The sequence below is a fragment of the uncultured Dysosmobacter sp. genome, from assembly GCF_947631635.1.
Lineage (GTDB): Bacteria > Bacillota > Clostridia > Oscillospirales > Oscillospiraceae > Oscillibacter.
Window position 1 is genome coordinate 25,178 of record NZ_CANRMB010000033.1, and the last position, 16,112, is coordinate 41,289.

Annotated in this window: 20 protein-coding genes; 6 read left to right on the forward strand and 14 right to left on the reverse strand. The window is 53.7% G+C overall.

The features are described 5' to 3' along the window. Nucleotides 1–170: 170 nt before the first annotated feature. Nucleotides 171–1,199: a stage II sporulation protein D gene (gene spoIID / locus Q0Z71_RS14330; RefSeq protein ID WP_298024238.1), complete on the reverse strand. Its 1,029-nt coding sequence runs from the start codon at nucleotides 1,197–1,199 to the stop codon at nucleotides 171–173. 148 nt (nucleotides 1,200–1,347) lie between these two features. Between spoIID and Q0Z71_RS14335 the strand changes: the two genes are divergently transcribed. Then, the gene (locus Q0Z71_RS14335) at nucleotides 1,348–2,220 is read left to right on the forward strand and encodes a hypothetical protein (protein WP_298024240.1); all 873 of its coding nucleotides are present in this window, start codon (nucleotides 1,348–1,350) and stop codon (nucleotides 2,218–2,220) included. Nucleotides 2,221–2,435: 215 nt separating this feature from the next. On the opposite strand, the gene Q0Z71_RS14340 is transcribed toward Q0Z71_RS14335, so the two are convergent. Next, nucleotides 2,436–2,900, reverse strand: coding sequence for a nucleoside deaminase (locus Q0Z71_RS14340; RefSeq protein WP_298024242.1), 465 nt, complete (start codon nucleotides 2,898–2,900; stop codon nucleotides 2,436–2,438). Between the two features lie 122 nt (nucleotides 2,901–3,022). Between Q0Z71_RS14340 and Q0Z71_RS14345 the strand changes: the two genes are divergently transcribed. Further along, nucleotides 3,023–3,286, forward strand: a complete 264-nt coding sequence (locus Q0Z71_RS14345) for a DUF2508 family protein (protein ID WP_298024244.1) — start codon at nucleotides 3,023–3,025, stop codon at nucleotides 3,284–3,286. After that, the gene (locus Q0Z71_RS14350) at nucleotides 3,277–3,540 is read left to right on the forward strand and encodes a pro-sigmaK processing inhibitor BofA family protein (RefSeq protein ID WP_298024246.1); all 264 of its coding nucleotides are present in this window, start codon (nucleotides 3,277–3,279) and stop codon (nucleotides 3,538–3,540) included. The genes Q0Z71_RS14345 and Q0Z71_RS14350 overlap by 10 nt, the downstream gene beginning before the upstream one ends. A 9-nt stretch (nucleotides 3,541–3,549) precedes the next feature. Here Q0Z71_RS14350 and Q0Z71_RS14355 read toward each other — a convergent pair whose 3' ends face one another. Continuing rightward, entirely contained in the window at nucleotides 3,550–4,122 is a 573-nt protein-coding gene (locus Q0Z71_RS14355; protein ID WP_298024248.1) for a hypothetical protein, read from the reverse strand. 204 nt (nucleotides 4,123–4,326) lie between these two features. Between Q0Z71_RS14355 and rplM the strand changes: the two genes are divergently transcribed. Both rplM and rpsI read left to right on the forward strand, forming a co-directional pair. Then, nucleotides 4,327–4,758: a 50S ribosomal protein L13 gene (gene rplM / locus Q0Z71_RS14360; RefSeq protein ID WP_298024250.1), complete on the forward strand. Its 432-nt coding sequence runs from the start codon at nucleotides 4,327–4,329 to the stop codon at nucleotides 4,756–4,758. Between the two features lie 14 nt (nucleotides 4,759–4,772). Then, a complete protein-coding gene (gene rpsI / locus Q0Z71_RS14365) occupies nucleotides 4,773–5,177 on the forward strand; it encodes a 30S ribosomal protein S9 (RefSeq protein WP_298024252.1) in 405 nt (134 codons plus the stop codon). A gap of 397 nt (nucleotides 5,178–5,574) precedes the next feature. Here the strand turns inward: rpsI and Q0Z71_RS14370 are convergent, their stop codons facing one another. The 11 genes from Q0Z71_RS14370 to Q0Z71_RS14420 all read right to left on the reverse strand — a co-directional run bounded on the left by Q0Z71_RS14370 (nucleotide 5,575) and on the right by Q0Z71_RS14420 (nucleotide 14,733). Further along, complete coding sequence (locus tag Q0Z71_RS14370) at nucleotides 5,575–5,796, reverse strand: helix-turn-helix domain-containing protein (RefSeq protein ID WP_298024254.1); 222 nt, start codon at nucleotides 5,794–5,796, stop codon at nucleotides 5,575–5,577. Nucleotides 5,797–5,903: 107 nt separating this feature from the next. Next, the gene (locus Q0Z71_RS14375) at nucleotides 5,904–6,275 is read right to left on the reverse strand and encodes a hypothetical protein (protein WP_298024256.1); all 372 of its coding nucleotides are present in this window, start codon (nucleotides 6,273–6,275) and stop codon (nucleotides 5,904–5,906) included. After that, nucleotides 6,268–6,498 carry a hypothetical protein gene (locus Q0Z71_RS14380; RefSeq protein WP_298024258.1) on the reverse strand — a complete coding sequence of 77 codons (231 nt, stop codon included), beginning with the start codon at nucleotides 6,496–6,498 and terminating at the stop codon, nucleotides 6,268–6,270. Before Q0Z71_RS14380 ends, Q0Z71_RS14375 begins: the two co-directional genes overlap by 8 nt. After that, a complete protein-coding gene (locus tag Q0Z71_RS14385; RefSeq protein ID WP_298024260.1) occupies nucleotides 6,491–6,997 on the reverse strand; it encodes a hypothetical protein in 507 nt (168 codons plus the stop codon). Before Q0Z71_RS14385 ends, Q0Z71_RS14380 begins: the two co-directional genes overlap by 8 nt. Before the next feature lie 259 nt (nucleotides 6,998–7,256). Continuing rightward, the gene (locus tag Q0Z71_RS14390) at nucleotides 7,257–8,357 is read right to left on the reverse strand and encodes a CHC2 zinc finger domain-containing protein (protein ID WP_298024262.1); all 1,101 of its coding nucleotides are present in this window, start codon (nucleotides 8,355–8,357) and stop codon (nucleotides 7,257–7,259) included. A gap of 33 nt (nucleotides 8,358–8,390) precedes the next feature. Beyond that, the gene (locus Q0Z71_RS14395) at nucleotides 8,391–9,203 is read right to left on the reverse strand and encodes a hypothetical protein (protein WP_298024264.1); all 813 of its coding nucleotides are present in this window, start codon (nucleotides 9,201–9,203) and stop codon (nucleotides 8,391–8,393) included. 62 nt (nucleotides 9,204–9,265) lie between these two features. Then, nucleotides 9,266–11,479 (reverse strand): ATP-dependent RecD-like DNA helicase, encoded by a 2,214-nt coding sequence (locus Q0Z71_RS14400; RefSeq protein ID WP_298024266.1) that lies wholly within the window; start codon nucleotides 11,477–11,479, stop codon nucleotides 9,266–9,268. Further along, nucleotides 11,476–12,147 carry a hypothetical protein gene (locus Q0Z71_RS14405; RefSeq protein ID WP_298024268.1) on the reverse strand — a complete coding sequence of 224 codons (672 nt, stop codon included), beginning with the start codon at nucleotides 12,145–12,147 and terminating at the stop codon, nucleotides 11,476–11,478. The genes Q0Z71_RS14400 and Q0Z71_RS14405 overlap by 4 nt, the downstream gene beginning before the upstream one ends. 16 nt (nucleotides 12,148–12,163) lie before the next feature. Continuing rightward, a complete protein-coding gene (locus Q0Z71_RS14410; RefSeq protein WP_298024270.1) occupies nucleotides 12,164–13,198 on the reverse strand; it encodes a YqaJ viral recombinase family protein in 1,035 nt (344 codons plus the stop codon). 12 nt (nucleotides 13,199–13,210) lie between these two features. Further along, nucleotides 13,211–13,663 carry a hypothetical protein gene (locus tag Q0Z71_RS14415; RefSeq protein WP_298024272.1) on the reverse strand — a complete coding sequence of 151 codons (453 nt, stop codon included), beginning with the start codon at nucleotides 13,661–13,663 and terminating at the stop codon, nucleotides 13,211–13,213. A gap of 17 nt (nucleotides 13,664–13,680) precedes the next feature. Beyond that, nucleotides 13,681–14,733 carry a transposase gene (locus Q0Z71_RS14420; RefSeq protein ID WP_298024274.1) on the reverse strand — a complete coding sequence of 351 codons (1,053 nt, stop codon included), beginning with the start codon at nucleotides 14,731–14,733 and terminating at the stop codon, nucleotides 13,681–13,683. Nucleotides 14,734–15,259: 526 nt separating this feature from the next. On the opposite strand from Q0Z71_RS14420, the gene Q0Z71_RS14425 reads away from it, so the two are divergent. Beyond that, nucleotides 15,260–16,006: a DnaB-like helicase C-terminal domain-containing protein gene (locus Q0Z71_RS14425; RefSeq protein WP_298024276.1), complete on the forward strand. Its 747-nt coding sequence runs from the start codon at nucleotides 15,260–15,262 to the stop codon at nucleotides 16,004–16,006. Nucleotides 16,007–16,112: the final 106 nt, after the last annotated feature.

Consider the following 16,112-nt stretch of genomic DNA (forward strand, 5'->3'; position numbering starts at 1 on the left):
GTGGGTATCGCAGAACTTCCGGCGGTTTGGCGAAGCTTTGCAGGCAGCGAAAAAATATGGTAGGATAAAATGGATCGCAGAAATGGAGCTTGCGCTGCGGGCCTGTTCCCGCGGGGCTTTTCCCGTGGTTCCGCCGAATGGCACTTTCAATGGTTCCAAATCAGCACGATCTATGACAGGCCTCCCGGCAGGTAGGGCTCCACCGTCACGCCGGTATAATAGTGGGTCAGGATCTCCTGATACCCGGCCCCCTCCGCCGCCATCTGGTTGGCGCCGTACTGGCTCAGGCCCACGCCGTGGCCGTATCCCGTGACGAAGAACACCAGCTTTCCCTCCTGGACCTCCCACTCAAAGCAGGCTGAGCGCAGGCCCAGGATGGACCGCAGCTCGCTGCCCTTTACGGTCACGCCGCCCACGGACAGGGTGTCCACGCTTCCCGCCGTGTCGGTGACGGCGTTCCCCAGCCATCCGGAGACGGCCCCGGACAGGTCCGCCTCCGGGTGGGCGGCCAGAAATCTCGTCCTGAATTCCTCCGCCGTGAACTCCGCGCGGCTGTAGTAGTTGGGGATGGCGTCCTTGGCCTCCGGGGAAGCCACCGCCTGCAAATAGGGAAGGTCGTTGATCCAGACCTCTCCCGCCGCCCGGGTCAGCCCCGCAGAGGAGGAGTGGAACACCGCCAGGATGGGCACCCCGCCATATAGGATGGCCTGCCCGTCCGTGCCGGTGACAGCCTCCTCGATCTTTTTTTCGTATGCATCGGCATCCTCTCCCCAGTTGCTCCTGGCCCGCTCCTCGCTGATGTAGGCCTGACAGCAGGTGGAGTCCGTGCAGATGTCGGCGGCGTCTCCGTGATTGCCGCCGGTCTGGATCTTATACAGCGTATAGGTGCGGGCCGCCACCGCCTGGGCCTTCAGCGCCTCCTGCTCAAAGGAGGCGGGCATCTCCGCCCGGACCACCCCCACCAGATAGGTCCCCAGGTCCATCTCCTCCACCTGGTCTCCGTTCAGGACCTGCAGGGTCGTCCGGGCGTCCAGGTCGCCGCTGACGAAGGGCGCCCCCTCCGTCTCGTCCACCGGTGTCTCCCGGCCGAACAGCTCCGACCGGAAGGGCACGATGACCGCCAGGGGCAGGATAAACAGCGCCGCCAGCAGCACCGCCGAGACGGCGGCGGTCTGCCGGACTTGACTTTCTCGTTTCATGGTGTTCCTCCTCTTTCGTTTTCGCGGCATGGGCCTGTCCCTCCATGATATGCCCCCGCGGTGCGGAACATGCGGCATGGACAAATGAAATCAGGCGTGTTATACTAACCGTGTTTCCGCAAATATTTCATCCGAAAGGGTCTTTGATATGAAAAAACAATGGTTGCTCCCGTTGACGGCGGTGCTGGGCGGCGCTGCCGCCTTTGTGCTGCGGCTGGTCCAGCGGCACACCGGATTTGAAGCCGATACCGGACTGCCGGTCCCCGGCGCTCCCGCCGGGATCGCCCTGGTGGTCCTGCTGGCGGCGCTGGCCGCCGTCCTGATCCTGCTGGCCCGGCAGCTGCCGAAGGAAACAGAGGCCGGTCCCGCTTTTCCCGACGCCTTTATCACCAGCGATGTGAGGCTCCTGACCCTGCCGGTGATGGGGGTGTTTCTCACCGCCCTGTCCGGCCTGGCGGACCTCTGCGAGGGATTTGGCATGGGCAGTCTGATGGCCAGAATGGCCGCTGCCGCGGCGGGTCCCGGCGGTGTGCCGGACGATGTCTGGCAGGTCCCGGCCCCCGGCTTCTCCGAAAAGGCCCAGATCCTGATGGGCCTGCTGTCCATTCTGGCCGCCGCCGGGCTGTTCATCAACCTGCTGGCCTGCCGCCGCAAAGACGGCGCGGCGCCCCGTCCCGCCAGCGCAAACCTGCTGCTGGCTCCCGCCGTCAGCCTGGTGGTGCGGCTGGTGCTGGTCTACCGGATCGACTCTGTGGACCCCTCGCTGTCCGCGTATTATGTGGAGCTTCTGGCTCTGGTCTTTCTGTCCCTGGCCTTTTACCGGCTGTCCTCCTTTGCCTTCCGGGCCGGACGGACCCGCCGCTTCGCCCTGTACGCCGGGGCCTCCGTGGTCCTCTGCATCGCCGCGCTGGCAGACGAGAGTCCCTACCTCTCCTCCATCCTTCTGTACATCGGCGGCGCGCTGACGCTGCTGGGCTTTCTGCTTCTGCGCCTGGCCGTTGGAACGGCGGATCACGCTTAAAGCATAACACGATTTTCCCGCAAATACCACTGGTTTCGACATGCGGGAGATCAGAAAGAGAACAGGGCCAGCCGGAAAGCTGGCCCTGTTCTCTATTTTTTGGAAGATTGGATGAAAAGAAGTTTTGTCTCTTGCAAGTATTACAATACAGAAGAGTTGTTAACCAAACCAGCAGCAATTGTTACAAAAGTCTTAAATCTAAAAATATCTTTATGTCAACTTTTTCCGCGCTGCCGCAGACCGGCGAAGAAGTCCGCCAGGACTGCCCCGCACGCCTCCTTCAGAATGCCGCCCACCAGCGCGGGCCGGTTGGGAAACGCCTCCATAAACAGGTTCGTCACGCCGCCGCAGGCCCCCATGGCCTCGTCCCGGGCGCCGTACCACACCCGGCGTATCCGGGCGTTCAAAATGGCCCCGGCGCACATGGGGCAGGGCTCCAGCGTCACATACAGCTCACAGTCGTCCAGCCGCCAGGTCCCCAGGGTCTCATTGGCCTGGGCGATGGCCTCCATCTCCGCGTGGGAGGCGGTGGCCTGCCGCTCCTCCCGCCGGTTGCGGCCACGGCCCACGATCTCGCCGTCCCGGACGATGACACAGCCCACCGGGACCTCCCCCGCCGCCGCGGCCTCCCGAGCCAGGTCCAGGGCCTGCCGCATATAGTTCTCCTGTTCCGTTGGCATAATATTCCCTCCCTGCCGCATAAAATCTGGCATATTTGTCCAAACTCTCCATAAATGTATAAGGAAGTATTTACAAGCAGCCCCGATCCCCAACACGACATGATAGCAGGAGGAACGATGCCATGAAAATGATCCCCTTTTCCCAAAAATCCAAACCCGATCCCGAGCTGCTGGCTCTGAAAGCCGAATTGGTCGACGCCCAGGGGGACCTGGCCCTGGCCTACCGCCAGTTTGACCAGGCCCTGGACCCGGAGCTGGTGGAATCCTGCATCTATCAGATCAGCGCCGTCAAAGCCCGGTGCAACTATCTGATCCGCGCCATCAAGGAGCGCAGCCCCGAGGCTGCCGCCGCCATCCGCATGGAGGGGGACGCCGTATGGACCTAAGTCAAAAAGTCATTGCCGCCATCCTGGCCGGATTTTTTCTCATCGCCCTAATCCGGGTGTTCAGCGCGCCGCTGCGGCTGGCGCTGAAGCTGCTGGTGAACACCCTGCTGGGCTTTCTGGCCCTGTGGGCGGTGGGACTGACCTCCGGATTCACCGGCATCACCCTGGGCCTGAACCTGTGGAACGCCCTGGTCATCGGCATCCTGGGCCTGCCGGGGTTCGTGCTGCTGCTGTTGACCCAATGGGTGTTGTAGGGCTACATATCACAGCTCGTTCCCCCCGGCGTCACGAAAGGAGCTGGTCGTGCGGAAGCTCCCGGCGGGGTCCTCAAATTCCAGGACCGTCAGGGACGGCGTTTCCACCGGCCGGGCCGTCTGCTCCGGCTGATTGCCGACCTGGACCCGGATCTCCTCCAGCTTCGGGGATTCGCTCCAGACCACATAGTACATCTTTTTGTCGCCGTACAGCCGCCGGTCCGAGCCCCATGGCCGCACCTGCTCCGACCAGATGCCGGGGCCGCCGTACATGGGCAAGCCCTTCAGCAGTCGGCCGTACTGCTCATAGTTTCCCCCATCATTCCGCCGGAACCGGATGACGTAACGGTCATCCGGTCTTTTTGTCTCCAGGCGGTACACGACGATGCGGTCCTCGCCCCGATCCTCCACCGCCAGCAGCTCCACATGGTCCCCCAGCTTCCGGCCCATCTCTTGGACGATATACCGCTTGATGGACGCCTCGTCATTGCCGTAGACCGCGGGCTTCCAGCCGCCTGCACAGATCAGTATCGCAAAGGACAGGAACAAAAATCCCCATCGCTGTATCGATGCCTTTTTCATGGCCGCCTCCTCAAATCGAAAATCGAAAGTGAGATTTCAGGAGATATCAGGAGATATCGAGAGAAAAATCGAGTTTTTCCCGGTGTAAATCATTTTGCTGTTGACAGAGCTTGTTTCCCGTGGTATAAATATCCTTGCTCCGATTTTACCCCGGAGCTCTTGATTTGTAAAGCAAATGCAAATATATCATATGGAGGAAACACCATGTCCACTTTTATGGCAAACAAGGCCAACATTGAGCGCAAGTGGTACATCCTGGACGCCGCCGGCAAGCCCTTGGGCAAGACCGCTGTCCGGGCTGCCGACCTGCTGCGCGGCAAAGGCAAAGTCACTTTCACCCCCAACGCTGACTGCGGCGACCACGTCATCATCATCAACGCCGGCAAGGCCGTTCTGACCGGCAACAAGGGCACCCAGAAGATCTACCGCCGCCACTCCGGCTGGGTGGGCGGTCTGAAGGAGACTCCCTACCGCATCCTGATGCAGGAGAAGCCCGAGCTGGCCATGGAAGTGGCCGTCAAGGGCATGATGCCCAAGAACACCCTGGCCAAGGATTCTCTGAAGCGCCTGCACATCTACGCTGACGCCAACTACGAGCAGCAGGCCCAGAAGCCCGTCGCTCTGGACGTCGAATAAGGAGGAGTAAGAGAATGTATCAGTCTAAGAAGCCTTATCTGTATGGCACTGGCCGCCGGAAGTCCTCCGTGGCCCGCGTCCATCTGTTCCCCAACGGCACCGGCTCCATCATCATCAACGGCCGCGACATCGACGAGTACTTCGGCCTGGACACCCTGAAGATGGTGGTCCGTCAGCCCCTGGAGGCCACTGGCAACACCGGTAAGATGGATATCGTTGCCACCGTCACCGGCGGCGGCGTTTCCGGTCAGGCCGGCGCTCTGCGCCACGGCATCGCCCGCGCCCTGCTGCTGGCCAGCGAGGACAACCGTCCCATCCTGAAGAAGGCCGGTTTCCTGACCCGCGATCCCCGTATGAAGGAGCGCAAGAAGTACGGCCTGAAAGCCGCCCGTCGTGCTCCCCAGTTCTCCAAGCGCTGATTTTGTTATCAGTTACCCCGGAAAACTTCGGTTTTCCGGGGTTTTCTTATGTCAAAAGTTACGATACCTAAATCTAAGGGGTCTATTTTTTCAAAAAGCACACCACAATATATTGTGGTGCGTAACCTTTTATAGCACAATTTTTGAGGTTAAATTTGCGGTGGGAAGCCTTTTTTTGAGGGTTTGAGGTTAAATTTGCGGTGGGAAAACCGCCCAGAAATTGGTATCCGCACATCTAATCACGACTCTGTTTTTCTTCATCCTGCGTTCTATGGATAATGAGCAATGGTTTGTTCTTCGCTCTGAATCTCGAATGATCGTCCCCCATCTGAAAACAGAATTTGAGCGCAGAAAAAGGGCCGTTGCAGAATTTGGCATTCTGCAACGGCCCACTCCATTAAAAAATCAGTTTTGCCTTCTTAGGCTTCCTCGCATACTTCTCTCGCGGCTCACTCTCAATCCGCTCCCAGTATTGTTCAATGTGTTTTCTGGTAAACTGAACCTTACCGCCTGGGCAGGACTGATAGTATCCGATTTTCTTGTTCTCACGCATTTTATCCAAGGTAGTTAGCGATACTCCAAGAATGGCTGCCGTCTCTCTTCGGTTAAACAGTTCCATCGTAATTTGCTCCTTCAAAAAAATGGATTTGTGGGCAAATGCCCCTTCACTATAAATGGAGAAAAAGGTGGGGCAAATGAAACCCCCTAATGGCAAATAAGTTCAAATTAGTTTTCTTCGGGACGGTTACAATCAGGGAGTTTGAAGAATACTCTTACTCCAGGATGGGGGCCGCTCAGGAGTTCATCAACTACAATAACGCCAACCCCGCAATCAACTTCAAAGGAAGCCGCGTTATCTGGTGTGTCGTTGGCTGTATTGTCCTCGTTTCTCAACGAGAACCGCTTTCTGCCGGCGAACCGCTCCCGGAGGTGAAAAATCTGTAATTCAAGCTCCGCAATTATTTGCTCTGCTTCTCTTTCCGTGTACTCATACGATGCTGGCTCAGCGCAATTCCCGAGTTTCTTTAGATCCTTGATGATGCCCGTCATTCTCTTTTCGACAATACGCCGAAATCGCTCGTGTTTGACTTCATTCATGCCAGGGTTCCTCCCATTCCACAATATCTGAGGCTTTGGTAGATTCCTCATTACAGGCCCCGTTTTCGCTTGTTCCTGCGCTCTCCCTGTCCATTTCCGGAGTGGGGATGGCTGTTATCGGGAACACATCATAATTGCCCTCAGCAGCGTTGGAAAGGCCACAGGAGGCCAAGAAACGCTCTTGTGCCTCCGGTGTCAGGTCAGAAAAGTAGATTTCAAACATTTTCTTTGCCCTCCTGCATTGCGCGGTCGATGTCGCTCTCAGCAAACTTCAGAACCATGAGTTCCTTTTTGGAGAAGCCTAGTTCCACTAATCTCTCAACAACCCGATATCCATGGCCGCCTTCATCATTGACTTTTTCATCAATGAGTATGTTCAGCAATTCCATCGTCCGATCCGGGTCAATTTGCTCCCATTTCCCCTTGCAGCACAAAAACGCTGATACGAGTTCATCTACCTGAACTTCGACAGTTTCCGACTCCATCGTTTCCGCAAAGCTATCCTCCGACAACTCAAAATACGGATGATCGACCTGCGGATCAAAGGTATCAAACCGTTTCTCCGGCAGGCCCACCAGATGGGGGATAAAGTATTCTCCTTCATCCAAACATTCCAGGATAACAGCGATTTGTTCAGCGGAAATAGTTCCTTGGACAACGCACTCATTGTGGACTTTGTAGTTATCAGCGTCACGATATAAATAGTTGATTTTCGTATTCATTCCATCAATTCCTTTCACGCTCGTTCATAAGTTACCTCGGTCAATAGACCAGCTTCATCATATCTGCGTAACTCCACCCAGTTATGATGTGTCTCTTCCATGATCAAGAAGCCTATTCCTTTCTGGCGCATAATCACAAGATCACCGCTGGTGTAGAGCCCGCTTGGGAAGCTTAATATATCTTTCACAGTCATATCAGTCGTCATCTCCGCAAAAAGGTCGCCGTTGCTCATGAAGTGCAACAGCGACCTTACTGATTTTATGATGCCCTTGCCTCCTTGAAAGAGAGCAGCAGGTCATCAATCCCTTTGTATTTTTCATCCCAGGCAATTGGTGTCATCTCAAATCCGGCATCGCTGCCTTCCTGTAATACCCGCTGTCGTGCATTCCGCACATTTTCATTGATCAGGGCATCCATGTCGAAAGCGACAATGATCCGGTTGATATGAACGGTGGCCAATTCCTTGAGCAGTCTACGGAACTGATTGATATTGCCCACTCCAGTTAGGCCAATAAAGCATCTGGGTTGGCCAAGTGCATTCGATAGATACTGAGCAATATCTGCCTTCATGACACCTTCAGTTAGATAGACCGCATCAGAATCATGTGGGCCTGCGAAATGTGGACAGCAGGAAGCGGTTGTCCCGTAATACTTATCAACACTGGTGAGATTGTTAAATTTGGACTTGTAGGGCCGATCCAGGCGGATCTGAATGGCCTCAATCTCTCCGAGCATATTCCGATCTGGGATCATAATACCCGAAGCCCGAATATCCAATTTCCAACTGCCAGTCTCGCGATCACGGTAGAAACCTGGAACACCTTCCAATTCGCATCCGCGCTCCAGAAGCTCCGCAACTATGCGCCCCGACCGCACCGCAGGTGTGGTTCGATACCCAAGTTGGTCAATTGCATCGCCAGAGAGTCCCCGCATAAGCAGGGACTCTCTGTGCATGGACCCAAGAGTGAGCAGAGAGAGGAGATTTCTGTAAGTATTATCGCGGATATTGGATGGAGCCAACTCAGCTTCCGGTGTTACAATCCTCTGATTTCGGGGCGTGTCATTAAGCTTTCTTCTTCGGATGTCCTCTCCGGACTGAAAAACGCGGCACAACTCCTCATAGGCTGCTGCCATGCTGATGTTCGTGGCTGCGGCATACAGGTGCAGCACTCCTCCGCCTTCGCCGCATCGGTTGCAGCGAAACACATTCTTATCCAGTTTGACATTCAGGTGTGCTTTTCTGTCATCGCAAAATGGGCATCTGCAATGGAGCTGCGTGCCAGTGTCCCGGATCACCTGGATACTGAGCAAATCCACCACATCCCGAATGCTGCATGGCAGCTCGTCACGGAAACCCATTGTGCTTCACCTCCCATCTGCCAAACCAACCCATCAGCTTGCCATTTTACTGGCTGCATCGACAAGCAGGATTGCCCCGGCCTTCAGCGCCAGATTCCGGTCCGAATAGTTTTTGACATACCACTCCAGATCGCTGGGCTTCCGCAGGGCGAGTTCGCCCAGGGTATTGCCCTTGTAGTAGCCAACATCAATACGCACATTCTTTGCCTCTTCCAGCGTCATGGAGTTCAGATAGTCCTCCAGCGTGACAGGCTCCTGCTTTTTAGGAGCAGCAGCAGGGGCTGGGGCAGTAGCAGGTGCCGGCTGCGGCATAGAAACCGTGGCAGCCGTTTGAGCAGTTCCGGTCTGCTTCGTTTCATGTTTGACCTGGCTTGCCACTCCCGGCTCTTCGGAACAGTCTTCTTCAACTGCACCGAGATCCACAGGCGCATCCACCATAATATCGCCAAACATATCAGCAGCGCCGCAGAACTGCGTACCGTATCCGGCAGCGGCAAGCACTCGGCCCATCGCTGCGGTTTCCGCCGTTTCAAGATAGCGGTCACCAAAGCGTTCCTGGGTCACAAATCTCTGGGCACTGGACTTCGCCACATACTGATCCAGGGCATCGCCTCGATCCGCATACAGCTTGCAGCAGACCACCGCCGATTTATCATCCACATGGATGATCTCGGAGTCGATCTTCCCGTTGGGTCTGTGGAGCCGGAACCAAAGGAGCCGGTACTTGACATCCAAATAAAGACTCATAGTGCCATCCTCATTGGGCAACTGCCGTGTAAAGTCCGCAGGGTTGAAGTTGTCTACCGCATTGATCGTAGGGATGATTCGCGCATTGTTTTCCGTCATTTGTATGAAACCTCCAATCATAGTCGGCGCAAGGAGGCAGAACGCCTCCTTGACGCCGCTTTTTAACACGCTCTTTTTTGAACTTCTCTGTTGAGATAGGCCACGATACGGTCCGCAAACACCGTGTTTCTCTTATCCACATCGCTCCGGTGAATTGCCATGTAGACTGCCTGCCGCTGTCCTATCAGGATCACTTTCTCTTTTGCACGGGAAATGGCTGTATAAAGCAAATTCCGCCGCAACATGATGTAGTGTTCCTTCATCAGCGGGATGATAGCAGTTGGCACCTCTGTTCCTTGGCTCTTGTGGATCGTGATGCAATAAGACCAGTCAACATCATCCATTAAGTCTTCGCTATAGGTAACAGCCCGACCGTCGAACAGCTTAATGTCAACCTGAACATCACCCTCGTCATCTTTGTAGATGCGTTCGATGACGCCCACATCTCCATTGGACACAGCCTCGTTGTTCTTCGTCTGAATAATGCGATCACCCTCGCGGAACACCTTTGAACCATGCTTCAGCTCATTGACGCCGGCACGCTGCGGATTGATGAGATCTCTGATCTCTTTGTTGAGTTGATCTGCACCCACTGCTCCTCGCTTGCGGAAAGGGGACAGTATCTGAACACCCTCAATGCCCTTTTTCTTCACTTCGGACAGATAGGCTCGAATCACCAGTGCGGCTGCCGCCTCGCTATCCTTTGCTTCATAAAGGGCAAAATCATCTCCAAACTGGAGATTGGTGTCATTGTTGTTCACCGCGTAAGCATTGAGGAAGATCCGGCTGTTCGATGCCTGACGGAAAACCGTATCCAGCACCGCCGTTGGAATCACACCGCTTCGCAGCAATTCCCGCAAGACATTTCCTGCGCCCACTGAGGGGAGCTGATCCGGATCACCGACGAACAGGATCTGTACGCCGGGTTTAAGCCGTTGGAACAAGGCATAAGTCACCTTCATATCCACCATGGAATATTCGTCAATGACAACGAAATCCGCTGAGAGGAAATCAGGTTTCTCTTCCTCCAGATCCTCTTCCGAGATAATTCCCATAGCCGAATGCAGGGTAAATGCCGGGAATCCCGTTTGCTCTGTCATCCGCCTGCTTGCCTTACCGGTCGGAGCTGCAAGAAGCAGTTCATTGTCCGGGTTCAGGCGATGGTAGATGTCCAGTATCGCACGCAAAGTGGTGGTTTTGCCAACGCCGGGGCCGCCGGTCATGATGGCACAGCGGTTTTCCAGACACAGCTTGACCGCATTTCTTTGCGATGGAGCAAGGGTTTGTCCAATCTTCGCCTCAGTCTTCTTGATTTCATCATCCAGATTTCTGATCTTGGGAATTGGCTCAGACAGGAGCAATGACACCAGCCTTTTCGCCGCCTTCACCTCACAGGTGCGCTCGAATGTCAGATAGACTCTTTCATGCTCAACATAGATGCTTCCATTTTGGTGCTCGCTTTGTATGGCAGTGAGTATTTCAGCCTTTGACACCACTTCGCGCCCATAACCATCGTTCAGAAGAGTGTGGCTCCGGTCAATCAACTCATCACGCGGGAGAAATAAGTGCCCGGAGTTTCGAGCTTCCTCCAGTGTGTACTCAATAGCGCCAGCATACCGCAACGGATTTTTCGGGCTGACTTTGACCTTCTTCGCAATGGCATTAACCGTCAGGAAGCCAAACCCTTTGATCCGGCAAAGTTGAAATGGATCTGTCTTGACGATGTTGAGGCTGTTGTCACCGAACTTCTCCTGGATTTTCATGATCTTCTTCTCCGAAACATCATAAGGAGCAAGGAACGCAGTCAGAGCCCCCAGTTTACGGGTCTTTTCATAGGAGTCGATGATCTTTTGGAGTTTGCCCTGCTTGATCCCTTTGATTGTCAGGAGCTGCTGCGGGTCATTTTCCATCACTTCGAGCGTCCTGCTACCGAAACGGGCAACGATGGCCTTTGCGGTTTCAGGGCCTATCCCTTTGATAAAACCAGAACTGAGATACGCTACGATGCCCTTGTTATCGGTGGGTAGCTTCTGCTCGCATTTCTCAACCGACAACTGGACACCATAACTTGACTGCTGCCACTTACCGTCCAGATCGACCTCCACCGTGTCCGTTTCCGGCAGGTGGTGGCCAATGGCGCTGAAGTGGATTTTCTTGCTTGACTGATAGCTGTTTCTTCGTGCCTCCATTGGAACCGTCTGGTCTTCCGTCACATAGAGAAAGATACAGAATCCATCTGAGGACTTGAAGATCGTCCGTTCATATCGGCATATCATCCATTCACCTCCGCATTCAAACTGTTGGATACCGGACTCTGCTCGATGGAGTAAAAGTCTTCATCGCATTGGAAACACTGATAGGTGTATTCCTCGACATCACTGGGAAACAGAGGGCTCCCGCAGAAACGGCAGATTCCGTTGCTTTCGCGGAATTCCATATCCTCCATCTCGTCATCAGTCACGCCATGCTCGCGAAGATACTTTCTGGCAGCATCCCGATCCTCAAAGTAGATAGGGACACCATCTTCATCTTGCAGGTACTCCAGGCCATTGAGAGTAACCCCGTTTATAGGTCGGCCAACAATTACCGGTGTCCTCTTGACGGCAGGCTTGCTCTCAGTGCAGATGCCAGTCCGATAGAAGACAGGAATACCCTTTTCGTGTGCCGCCTCAATCTCCTTTTTCATACCAGCAGATAACCGGTCTCCAAAGGCAACCAGGCGGGAACACATACCCAGTAGTTTCAGTCCGAAATCCAATGCCAGTGCCCGTTGCTCCGGAACACTGTCATCTAATAAATACGGAAGATAGGCGTGAGGAGCAACAGCGCGACCGCCAAACTCCTTTTCCGCCCAGATCATGTAAGTAGTAGCTTTTGCGGCATTCGCCAATCTCTCTGCCCGAGATGGGGCAGAGAGCGGCGAACACACATAGGTCATTTCCATGGTTGAAGACCTCCTGTTATGCGATGGCTTTAGTCAACTTGAAGATCCGGCTCTCCGTGGTCTGCACCAGATCGTCATAGGCATCCGGGTACTGCGCTCTCAGCTTGCTGAGGTTGTCCTTGGAGATGCCCTCGCGATACTGTGGAGCAAACGAAATGTTGTACTTGATCCCGTTACTCTCGCAGATGGCACCGCAGGCAGCGCCCATCAGCTCCGCAATTGGGGCATAGGTGCGCTTAATCTGCTCGTCGAGTTTCCTCGATTGAGCATCCAGGTCCTTCTTCTGAGCCTTCATGGCAAGCAGCTGCTCCAGGGCCGGGGCAAATTCAGCACCAACGGTAACGGTAGGTGCGTTCTTATCCGCAGGCCCATAGTAGCGGCTCAGCGCAGCCAGCACCATGTCCGGTTTCTCCGTCAGCGGAGGTTCCACGCGGTTGAGAACATAGCGGTTCCAGAAGTTCTGGAGCAGAAGGATATTGTTTTCCTCCTCATCCAGATCCCGCTCAATTTTCCGCCACACGAAGTCACTTTCGCTATTTGAGAACAGGCACGCAATGTAGGCGACATCAATGTTCATGACTGCCATGTAATGCTTTACCTGCAACTCGTAGTGCCTGGGCACTGCGCCATTCGCCCACAGGTACTGGGTATCATAGTGAGCGGTTTTGCACTCTAAGATGCCAGTGTCACCATTAGGCAGATGAATGAATCGGTCCACATCCGCCAGCATGAATGGGAACAGCGGATGCTGGAACATTTTCTGATCCTGAAAGACAGACAGGCCGGTTTTCTTGGCAAAGATCTTAGCCACAACATCTTCAAGCAGATGTCCGATTTCAAAGGTGATAGACTTGTCCTCACCCTCCACTGCGGGCACGACGCCGATCTTGTCATAGTAAAGCTCTCTCGCCGTCCTGTAGGGGGATAAACCGAGGGCCGCAGCTACATCGCTGCCGCCCACACCTTTCCGCCTCCACGCCAGCCACTCGTCTTCCGTGAGGTTGGCCGTTTCCACGAACACATTCGGTTTGTAATTCAAATCAAGTGACATATTAAACGCTCCTTAGTAATCACAGATAGTCGTCCACTCCGGATTCCCGAGCAACTGTGCAGCGTACTTCACGGCAAGATCGCTGATATCCAGACAGTCACAACGATCTTTCGTGATGATGTATGCGCTTCCAACCACATAACACAGTTTCTCATGGCCGCTTTCCAGAATGATGATTGCATCATCATCAGCAACAAAGGTCTGAAGCGAATCGAGGAACGCGTCGAAATCGGCCTCGCTGTCCTCATCCTCGCCGTCATCCTCAGAATTGTTGTGGTAATCAGTGACACCGGCAATACCGCCAAGCGTACCAAAGCCAAAGACGGTGTTGCCATTCTTGTCCTTTTCTTCCCACAACTCAACGCGATCTTCCGTTCCGGAGACATGGGCCATAAACTCACGAAACTTCTTTTCGTCTTTGACGCGGAAGTAATTCGTTCTTATTGACGCGTAATAGTTTGCCATCTTGTTCTCCCTCCTGATTACCATTTGAAGTCGCCGGGGTGATCGTATTCCGACCACTTCACATGGACGGCCTTCGCGATACACTCCTCCAGCTGTGCGATCCGGACACCGGATGCACCCTCACACTGAATGAGGAAAATTACCTCACTCATTGCCAGATACAGCTCATAGGCGGTGCAGGGCTGCTCGCCATTGAGAGCCAGGAACTGATCCAGGGCCTCATAGCTCGCCTTCTTCGGTGCTTTGATGTGTTTGAGAACGCCAAGCATGGTGTTCTTCGGATACCGGATCTCGATCCCCATCATCTTCTTGTGCTTCTCAATGGTCTCCCGGAACCGTGCATAGAGCAGCTTCAGCTGCGCCTCGAACTTATCCAGATTAACACCATTGCTATGCTCGGTTTTGATAGGGGCTCCCAGCGGAATGATTTTGTCTCCATGCTTGTTCAGCAGAATTGGGTACAGGTTGGCTCCGCTGACACCGACATCAGAAGTTGTGACTCGCAGGCCCGGTGTGACATTGACTTTTCCACTCAGGCCATTTGCCGCCAGTTCCTGATAGTAGGTATCCAGCAGGTCGTTGGCCTGTCCATCCAGGCTCCAGATTGCCGTGACCACCGAATGATCGTAGTTTGCCGTAAGGAAGCTGTTCCCAGGGAACTCGTCATCCAGGAAGTCCTTCACGCTCTGGAACATGGGCAGCATCTCCAGCACAGCGTAGTCAGAGGGATCTCCACCATGTACCGCAGATACTTTGTCATCCGCCACCTTGATCAGACTATCTCCAGTGGCGACATCCAGGCAGTAGTTGAGAATCTGCGTCAGTACCGACTTCGATACCTTCCCAAGTGCGTTTCCAGAAATCCTGGCACGCTCAAGGATGGTCTTCAGGGCGCAGGATCGCACGGGGTAATCCGCGCCATTCACGCTCAGCAGCAGGCTGGTATTCTCCATGGTATCAACCAGGATCTCCGCACTGCCGTTGGACTGATAGAGCTGCATGTACAGGCTCCCAAGCTCGGAGTCCTTCTCAAGGGGCTTAAACTGGAGGCTGTTCGAGGGCGCTTTCATCCATAAGCTTTTCTCCTTCCGTTCCTTCAGAAAATCCAGAAACTGATCCGAATTTCCGAAAGAGCATTTGAAATTGTCCGCGTAGATTTTGCTTTCCGTCATGATTGCGTAACCGCCTTTCAAAATATTCTCAAACCCGATGGAATCGGAATTTGGACAAAAAAAGAGCACTTCGACTTGAAATACATCAAATCAAAGCGCTATTAGGTGGGGCACTGCGCCTTGCGGCACAAATCCCAAAACTGTCTTGAGTCATTTACTCAAAGGCTCACTGCATAGTAAAGGTCCCACGCACGGGAGAAGTAAACTGAATAAGTACATGGGTATCCTACTATGTTTGAAAGGCAATTTCCATAATACCAAAATCTACTCGTACTTTTACATGAAGTTAGATGCCCGCTTCGGATAATTCAACGCGTTCATTTTCAACGGCTAAGGGAATTCGGATTCTGTCCTGAATATCGTACAGCCCATTTGTTATTCTCATTTCAGAAGCATCAATTTCTATTTTGGAGGCGTTCTGGATATGGATAGAATGGATCAGTTCCTACTTGGTAAACCCAAATACGACCTCAATCATCCCGCTATTAGAACAGGATTTGAGTCAATCGACTCACAAACCACATTTTTACGCCGGGGGACACTGGCCCTACTTGGGTCTCGCCCTGGTATGGGGAAGACGACAATAGCACTCCAAATCGCATCGAACATTACTGATGCGGGTGGCACGGTTCTTGTCTTTTCTTTAAGGCAGTCGGTATCTCAAGTGTCTGACCGGGTGTATGCTTTTAAGCGCGACTTAACCTCATGCAGCAACTTCTACACAGAGGATCGTGTCGGCAACATTGATGAAATGAAGTTGGTGATGAAAGATTTTCGGAAGCCTGTTGATCTTATATTGGTGGACTGCCTACAAGATGTCTATTACCTTTCGCCGAAAAGGCATCCGGTATATAGTTCTCCAAATGCCTGTGCTGCCCTTAAAGTGATGGCTCGGCACCATAACGCCGCTGTTCTTGCGCTGACGCAGATCTCGAGAGCTGTTGAAGGTCGTGCTGATCACCACCCACTTCTCACGGATATCCCCGGATGGGAGAGTATCAAACAGTCGGTTGATTCTGCTTGTCTGTTCTCTAGGGGCGGTTATTATGAAATAGAAGATGAAGATACGGAGCTTCCTGCAACGCTCAGCTTCTGTCCCAGTACGGATAAATGCTGCTCCGTATTCATGAAGTGGAATCATCAGGCAAACTGTCTGAAAGACTCAACATAGCAGGCTTATCAGAGGTTTCAATCCTTAATACAATGCTCATGTACGGTAAGGAAGCAAGCAACCGAAAACAAGAGATAGACCGCCAGCACTACACTATTCCGAACCA